The following is a 6,857-nucleotide window of genomic DNA, read 5'->3' as shown; positions in this document are numbered from 1 at the left end:
CGTCATGTTCCTCGACGGCTCGACCCGCCTCTTCCCGGCCTGGGAGATACGGTTCCACCTGTTCGGCAACGGCTACACCATCCCGCCCATCTTCTGGCCCACGGTGGTGCTGCCCGGCATCCTGACGGTGCTGCCGATGCTGTACCCGTTCATCGAGGCCAGGTTCGCCAAGGACAGAACCATCCACAACCTGCTGCAGCGCCCGCGGGACAACCCGTCCCGCACCGCGCTCGGCGCAATGGCGATCTCCTTCTACGTGGTCCTGCTCATCTCCGGCGGCAACGACGTCGTGGCCGACAAGTTCCACATCAGCCTCAACGCCATGACCTGGGCGGGCCGCATCGGCATCCTCGTGCTTCCACCGCTCGCCTACTACCTGGCGTACCGCATCGCCCTCGGCCTCCAGCAGCACGACCGCGAGGTGCTGGCCGACGGCGTGGAGACCGGCATCATCCGCCGCCTGCCGGACGGCCGCTTCGTCGAGATCCACCAGCCGCTGCCGTCGGGCGAGGAAGGGCACGGCCCGGACTACGCGGGCTGGGTGGTCCCGAAGAAGATGAACAAGCTGGGCGCCCTGGCCCCGCCGGTGAGGGGCTTCTGGGTCCCGATCGAGAAGGCCGCCCCGCCGCCGGAGCCGGCCGAGCGCGAGCCCGAAAAGCACCCCGAGATCACCTCGGACCGCTAGACGGTCTGACCGGACGACGAAGCCGCCTTGAGCCGGTCGATGCTGTGCCGTCCCGGACCGGCGTCAAGACCGAGCCCGCCACGGGGGTCGACGTCTTGACGACGGCCTCATGGGCCGATCACGCGGGCGACGGTCGTGGACTCGTCGGGGATGTAGCGGTCGTAGCGATCCAGCCACTCCCCCACGCCGAAGGCGGCCCGGGCGGCGTCCGTCACGTCCTGCGGGGAGCTCTGCACGCGCGACTTGAGCGTCCGGGCCTCCTCCGGGGTCGCCTCCCGGAAGCGGCGGCCGAAGTGGTCCTGGACGAACGTGCCCATCGAGCCGTTGTTCATCTTGTACACCGGCCAAGGCACGTCCGGGCGGACCGGGCGGTGGCCGGCGATCCGCCACTCGCCGTCCACCAGGCAGTCGTCGAACGTGAACGCGATGAGCAGGATGTCGGCACGGTCTGCATCCTCCAGCTGCTCCGTGTCGAAGACGGCGACCAGGATGTGGTCGTCCGACGTCGCCACGACCTGGCCGTACACCGAACGGGCAGCGTCGATCGGGATGGCGAACACGTCACCCTCGGCGGGGCGGATCCGCCGGCGCCGCGGCGCCGGCGCGCGGGGCGGGGGCGGGCCGGTCGGGCCCGTGTCGAGGTCGAACTCGCGGCGCACCGACGTGGGGTCGTCCGGGTCGCCGTAGCGCAGCGTGACCCGGGCCGGCCGGTTCGGCAACGCACGGAGTACATCCTCGACCGCGGTGTACAGGCGTTCGGCGTCCGGGCCGTCGAGGAACAACGCGGCCTCGGCGTCGCCGAACTCGTTGCCGGCGAACTCGCCGGCGTCCGGCCCGGCGAGGACCTCCCGGAGCCGCTCCTGCAGGGCGTAGACGGCGGCGCGCTCCTCGGGTGATCCGAGCGCGCCACCGGTCAACGCATAGCGGACGATGACGGCGTCGGTCATGGTCGCATGTTACGGCCAAGGGTCGCTAAGGTGGCGCGGCTACCGTGGGTGCACCGCGTAGGTCAGGTGCGTCACTCGCGACGACGGCTCCGAACGGACCGGCTCCAGGGCCACCCGGCTCGCGTCCACGCCCTCGAACAGGCGGATTCCGGAGCCGAACAGCACGGGCGACAGCGCGATCGAGAACTCGTCGATCAGGCCGGCGTTCACGTACTCCAGGATCGTCGCGCCGCCACCTGCGATACGGACGTCGCGGTCGCCGGCGGCCTCGCGGGCCTGGTCGAGCGCGGAATCGATGCCGTCGTTGACGAAGTGGAACGTGGTCCCGCCCGGCCGCTCCCAGGGGTCACGCTTCTCGTGCGTCACGACGAAGACCGGCGTGTGGAACGGCGCCTCCTCCGGCCACGCCTGCTCGCCGGCGTCGAACATGCGCTTGCCCATGACGCTCGCGCCGGTGCGCTCGAACGTCTCCAGCAGGATGTCGTTGTCGCGCCCTTCCTCGCCGCCCTCGCCGAACTTCAGGTTCTCCCGGAAGAACCGCTGCGGGAAGACCCACTGCTGCAGCTCCATCCACCGCGGCCCCATCAGGTCCTCGAGGGACTCGGGCGCGATGAACCCGTCCAGCGACATCGATACGCTGAAGAACACCTTCCCGGCCATCAGCCCGCAACTCCCTTCCGAACGATCTCGGCGACGTAGGCAGCCAGGTTGCTCAGGGTCTGCTGGCCGCCCTCGATCGCGTGGTACTTCTCGACCGCCTGGTCGCGCAGCTCCCTGGTGGGGAACACCGTGCGCATCTCGATCCGGGTCGCCGCACCGTCGGGCGCGAACGTGAGGACCGACTCGAAGGCGTTCGGGTCGTCGCGGGACTCACCGTGCAGCAGCGCGATCCGCTCCGGCGGGGTGATCTCGGTCCAGGTGATCCACTCCTGGTAGTCCGTCCCGTCCGGTCCGTGCATCATGAAGTCCCATTCCCCGCCGACGCGGAACTCGAACGCCCGCGTGGTGGTGCTGAACCCCTCCGGTCCCCACCACCGCGACAGGTGCCGGACCTCGGTGAACGCCTCGAACACCAGCTCTCTCGGGGCGTCGATGCCCCGGGAGATGAGGATCTCGCGGTCGGCCGTCGCGCTCATCAGCTACTCCCCCTGCCTTGCCTGCTTGAGCTCCTGCACGTATGCGTCCAGCCGGTCGAAGCTCTCGTTCCAGAACCGCTCGAACCCGCCGGTCCACTCGTGGACCGGCCGCAGCCCGCGGGCGTCGAGGCCGTAGAGGCGCTGCTTGCCCGCCTTGCGGTCGCGCACCAGCCCGACCTCCCGGAGCACCCGCAGGTGTTTGGACGCCCGCGGCTGGCTCATCCCCAACTCCTGGGCCAGGTCGGTAACCGGCCGCTCACCCGCCCGCAGCAGCACCAGGATGTCCCGGCGCTGCGGCTCGGCGATCGCGTTGAAGACGTCCGACGTCGTCGCTGCCCGTGCCATGGCAGCCATCATATTCCGATAACGGAATGCGTCAAGCCGGTTGGAAAAGGAGACATGAGGCGAAGTGACCCGATGCCCATCCGCACGAGGCCTGGTGGGACGCCATGGCACCGCAGTTGCGGGAACGCATCGACGCGCTGCTGTGCTCGGGTCGGCTCCTCGCCTACCTCAGCTTCGCACCTTGAACGCGAGCCGGATCTGGCGGAAGAGGGGTTCGACCTCGAACGTTGCGTAGCCGTAGAAATCCAGTTGTCCGGTGCCGATCGAGTCGACCCAGAGGCATTCACTCGAACCGCCTTTGGTCGTCCCGCACGAAGCCGCGCCCCCAGCCTGCCCCGGGTCCGTCGTATGCATCGAGTAGCCGCCGTCGCCTGCGACCTGAACAAGCTCGTCGAGGTACGCGCGCGGGTCTTCGAAATGTCCCCGGAAGACCACGGCATCTACCCGTTTTGCACGGTCCTCAGTTTGATAGGTGGCCTGCATGGCGTCGGCGCCGGGTTGCGGAGTGGTGTTGAGAAGCTTCAGCTTTCCGATCTGGTCGGGGACAACGAAGAGCGAGATGTCGTACGCCCTGCTCGACTGCCGCGGGGAGGCGCTCACGGAGGTCGTGGGGGCGGCCGACGGGGATCCGATCGATGAGAACGGATGCAGGCCCAGCTGGACGACGAGCGTTGCCGCTGCGGCAAGCGCGGCCAACGCGATCGACCACGCCGCCCACCGGCGCGTTCGGCCGAACGAACCACCGGCCGGCCCCGGAGGGTCCACCGGCGACGGCGTCATCGTCACAACGCTCCGGGCGGAGGCCGTCACGACGTTGCGCGTCCGCCCAGACGGCGTCGGTCGGCTCCGGCGATGCGCCTCGATAGGAAACACCCGGGACAGCTGGGCGATCCAGCGCTTCACGCCCAAGATCGTTCGAACCGAAAATGGTGGCGTGGGTGCGGTCGTGGGAACCGCCGCGGAAGCTCGGAATCGACCGGTCGACGGAGGCCCGCCTCGCACCAGCGCCAGGTTGGCGGCGGTGTTCGTGTTGTACTGCTGCGGCTCCGGGAACCCGGCCGCCTTCACTCGCCGCCGCACCTGGGCGAACAGTTCGGCAATCGACAGCAGCCCGCTGAATTCGCGCATGCCGTCGGCGAGCACCTCCAGCATGGCCCCGGTGAACACCGTATGCCGCCCGTCCGGCGGCGCGAACGACTCGCGGGTGCCCGGACTGGACGTCATCACGTACACGCCGTCGATTTCGACCTGCTCGACCGAGCCGGCTTCCTCGGACAGCGGAACCGCCTTCGCCCGGCCGCTGTAGCAGCAGTCGAGCACCACCACCTTCACGGCCGCATCGCTGGCCCGCAGGACGTCCGCGACCTGTGTGTACGGGATCGCCGTCCACGACTGCCCGGGCACGGTCGTGGACAACGCCAGGTGCAGCTCGCGCTGGCCGCCCATCAGCAGCCCGTGCCCGGCGAAGTACACCATCAGCACGTCGACGGCCTGCTCCGCCGCCGCGTGCAGCGGCACCATCACCTCAGCCGCACTCCGCGCGTCGAGCACCGCGACGCAGTTCGCCTCGCGCACGCCGGTACCGCCGGCGCTGACCAGGACCTGTTGCAGGTCCGCCACGTTGCGGCTCACCGCCGGCAGATCACGGAGCCCCGCGGAGTACTTGGCGACGCCGACCAGTACGACCCGGGACCGCACCGGATCCGGCAGTCGCACCACTACACGCCGCCCAGCTCACGACCCAACCGACGGGCGATCTGATCCGCCTGCTCGACATTGGCCGAATCGATCTCCACCTCGACGTCGCCGCGCTTCACCCGGATCTTCGTGCGCCGCGTCGTGGCCCGCGCCGACAGCCAACCGCCGATGCCCGTCACCACCATGCCCAGCAGCTCTTTCGACAGCACCGCCGTCTCCAGCGCCGCCACCACCCCGCCGCTCATCTGCCCTTCGATCGGGGGGCGCTCCACCGGGGCCATCCGGACGCCGCGGACGTCCTGACGCAACCAGTCGTGCAGATCGGCGAGTTCGTCACCGGCCGGATCGTCCACCACCACGATGGTCAGGCCGATTTCCGTACCCCCAGCGTCACTCTCCGCCATGCCGGTAAAGCTAGGTGGACCGCGGTCACGGAAACCATCGGGGATTCGTCCAAACGATGAGGGCAAAATTCCACGACGTCACCGGTACCGCGGACCCTCGTGCACGCCCGTGCCGGTGCGACGCCGTCATTCGGGCTGCATGTCCTCGGGATTCTCCAGGATCAGGACCGCCATATCCAGCAGACGCTGGTAGTAGGACGCCTCGTAGCCGTCCAGGGCTGGAATCGCGCGGTTGAGCTTCTGCTCGCAATCCGCGAGAACGTCCCACCGCCAGTCGTCGATACGGCCCCCGTTCCCCAGCCACGTGCTGACACAACCCGAGACGTTGGAACAGAGGCTCACCATCTCGACACCATTCGCATCGGCGACTACCAGCCGGCGCGGAAAAGCGGCCTGCCGGTGCTCCTCATAGAGCCCGGCCACGGTACGCAAGAGCTCGTCCAGCAAGGAGTGACCCTCCGCTCATCGGCCGGCGGGTGTCCACCGTAGTGCACGCTCATCGACCAAATCCGCACACCGACCGGACGAAGCCGACGTTGTGGCGCTTCCAGGGCTTGAGGAAGGCTTCCAGACGCCGCCTATCTAGGTCTCGTCCCTGGTAGCGCACAACGCTGCCAGGGACGTGGCTTGCTGTTCACACGGGCCGGCTACGGAACTTCCGGTCCAACCGCCTCGACGTCATCTCCGGAGCCCGGTCGTGCGAGGGACAGTACGTGCGGCTTCGGTCGGTCGTCCACGACGAGCCGGAAGACGTCCGGACGGTTGTAGTGCCCGACCGGGTCGAAGAGTCGTCGGCGCGCCCTTGCGGAGTCCAGGTCCAGATCCGCGTAGAGGATGCCTTCCTCGCGGACGAGGGGGCCCGCGAGCACGGTTCCGTTGGGGTCCACGATCACCGAGTAGCCGTCGAGCATCCAGTCGCCTCGCGGCTCCGCGCCTCGCCACAGCCGCTCGCGATCGGGGACCCCGGCGGGCACCTCGGAGAAGCGCGCCGCCGGGGCGACGCCGATGACGTGGCAGCCGCCCTCCCGGGCGATGTGTCGCATCGTCGCCACCCAGGGCTCGTGGGTGGCGAGGGTCGGCGCGACCCAGACCTCGACGCCCTGGGCGTAGACCGCGAAGCGGGCCAGCGGCATGTAGTTCTCCCAGCAGATCAGTCCGCCGATCCGGCCGATCGCCGTTTGGTGCACCTGCAGGTCCGAGCCGTCACCCATCCCCCACACCAGTCGTTCCGCGTGGGTTGGTACGAGCTTGCGATGCCTGCCGAGGAGGCGGCCGTCGGGTCCGAAGTAGACGGTGGTGTTGTAGACCGTGCCACCGTGCTCCTCCCGTTCGTTGATCCCGATGACGAGGTGCACGCCGGCGTCCCGGGCGGCCCGGCCGAGACGCTCGGTGACCGGTCCGGGGACGACCACCGACTGCTCGAGCAGGCGCACGTACCATGCGGCGTCCTCGCCGGGCAGCACCTCGTCGACCCAGGCCGGCCACGCGGGCAGGAACGCCTCCGGGAAGGCCACGAGCTGCGCCCCCTGTCCGGCTGCCTCGGCGATGAGGCCGACCGCCTTGTCGAGGCTTGCCGCGAGGTCCAGAAAGACCGGGGCGGCCTGGACCGCGGCCACCTTCACGCGCGAGTTTCCCACCGGTG

General features: G+C 69.3%; 8 protein-coding genes and 1 pseudogene. 1 reads left to right on the top strand and 8 read right to left on the bottom strand.

What is annotated here, in order from left to right; translation table 11 throughout:
• Nucleotides 1-685 (top strand): annotated as a pseudogene (locus ABZS66_RS10240) (cytochrome b); the annotation flags it as partial.
• A gap of 107 nt (nt 686-792) precedes the next feature.
• Here ABZS66_RS10240 and ABZS66_RS10235 read toward each other — a convergent pair.
• The 8 genes from ABZS66_RS10235 to ABZS66_RS10200 all read right to left on the bottom strand — a co-directional run bounded on the left by ABZS66_RS10235 (nt 793) and on the right by ABZS66_RS10200 (nt 6,852).
• Nucleotides 793-1,632, bottom strand: a complete 840-nt coding sequence (locus ABZS66_RS10235) for an Imm26 family immunity protein (RefSeq protein WP_354756779.1) — start codon at nt 1,630-1,632, stop codon at nt 793-795.
• Nucleotides 1,633-1,671: 39 nt separating this feature from the next.
• A complete protein-coding gene (locus tag ABZS66_RS10230; protein WP_354756778.1) occupies nt 1,672-2,292 on the bottom strand; it encodes a dihydrofolate reductase family protein in 621 nt (206 codons plus the stop codon).
• Nucleotides 2,292-2,768, bottom strand: coding sequence for an SRPBCC family protein (locus tag ABZS66_RS10225; RefSeq protein WP_354756777.1), 477 nt, complete (start codon nt 2,766-2,768; stop codon nt 2,292-2,294). Before ABZS66_RS10225 ends, ABZS66_RS10230 begins: the two co-directional genes overlap by 1 nt.
• A gap of 3 nt (nt 2,769-2,771) precedes the next feature.
• Entirely contained in the window at nt 2,772-3,113 is a 342-nt protein-coding gene (locus tag ABZS66_RS10220) for a metalloregulator ArsR/SmtB family transcription factor (protein WP_354756776.1), read from the bottom strand.
• Between the two features lie 168 nt (nt 3,114-3,281).
• Complete coding sequence (locus ABZS66_RS10215; RefSeq protein WP_354756775.1) at nt 3,282-4,829, bottom strand: caspase family protein; 1,548 nt, start codon at nt 4,827-4,829, stop codon at nt 3,282-3,284.
• Nucleotides 4,830-4,831: 2 nt separating this feature from the next.
• A complete protein-coding gene (locus tag ABZS66_RS10210) occupies nt 4,832-5,215 on the bottom strand; it encodes a hypothetical protein (protein WP_354756774.1) in 384 nt (127 codons plus the stop codon).
• A 126-nt stretch (nt 5,216-5,341) separates the two neighbouring features.
• Nucleotides 5,342-5,662: a hypothetical protein gene (locus ABZS66_RS10205; RefSeq protein WP_354756773.1), complete on the bottom strand. Its 321-nt coding sequence runs from the start codon at nt 5,660-5,662 to the stop codon at nt 5,342-5,344.
• Between the two features lie 200 nt (nt 5,663-5,862).
• Nucleotides 5,863-6,852 (bottom strand): carbon-nitrogen hydrolase family protein, encoded by a 990-nt coding sequence (locus ABZS66_RS10200; protein ID WP_354756772.1) that lies wholly within the window; start codon nt 6,850-6,852, stop codon nt 5,863-5,865.
• Between the last annotated feature and the right edge of the window lie 5 nt (nt 6,853-6,857).

This window comes from Dactylosporangium sp. NPDC005572 (assembly GCF_040605515.1).
GTDB lineage: Bacteria > Actinomycetota > Actinomycetes > Mycobacteriales > Micromonosporaceae > Dactylosporangium.
Note: the sequence above shows the minus strand (reverse complement) of the source record. Positions and strands in the feature narration are given on the sequence as shown.

Excerpts from the sequence above, each read along its gene's own strand:
- ABZS66_RS10235 (WP_354756779.1), bottom strand. The coding sequence starts at position 1,632 with ATGACCGACGCCGTCATCGTCCGCTATGCGTTGACCGGTGGCGCGCTC.
- ABZS66_RS10230 (WP_354756778.1), bottom strand. The coding sequence starts at position 2,292 with ATGGCCGGGAAGGTGTTCTTCAGCGTATCGATGTCGCTGGACGGGTTC.
- ABZS66_RS10225 (WP_354756777.1), bottom strand. The coding sequence starts at position 2,768 with ATGAGCGCGACGGCCGACCGCGAGATCCTCATCTCCCGGGGCATCGAC.
- ABZS66_RS10220 (WP_354756776.1), bottom strand. The coding sequence starts at position 3,113 with ATGGCACGGGCAGCGACGACGTCGGACGTCTTCAACGCGATCGCCGAG.
- ABZS66_RS10210 (WP_354756774.1), bottom strand. The coding sequence starts at position 5,215 with ATGGCGGAGAGTGACGCTGGGGGTACGGAAATCGGCCTGACCATCGTG.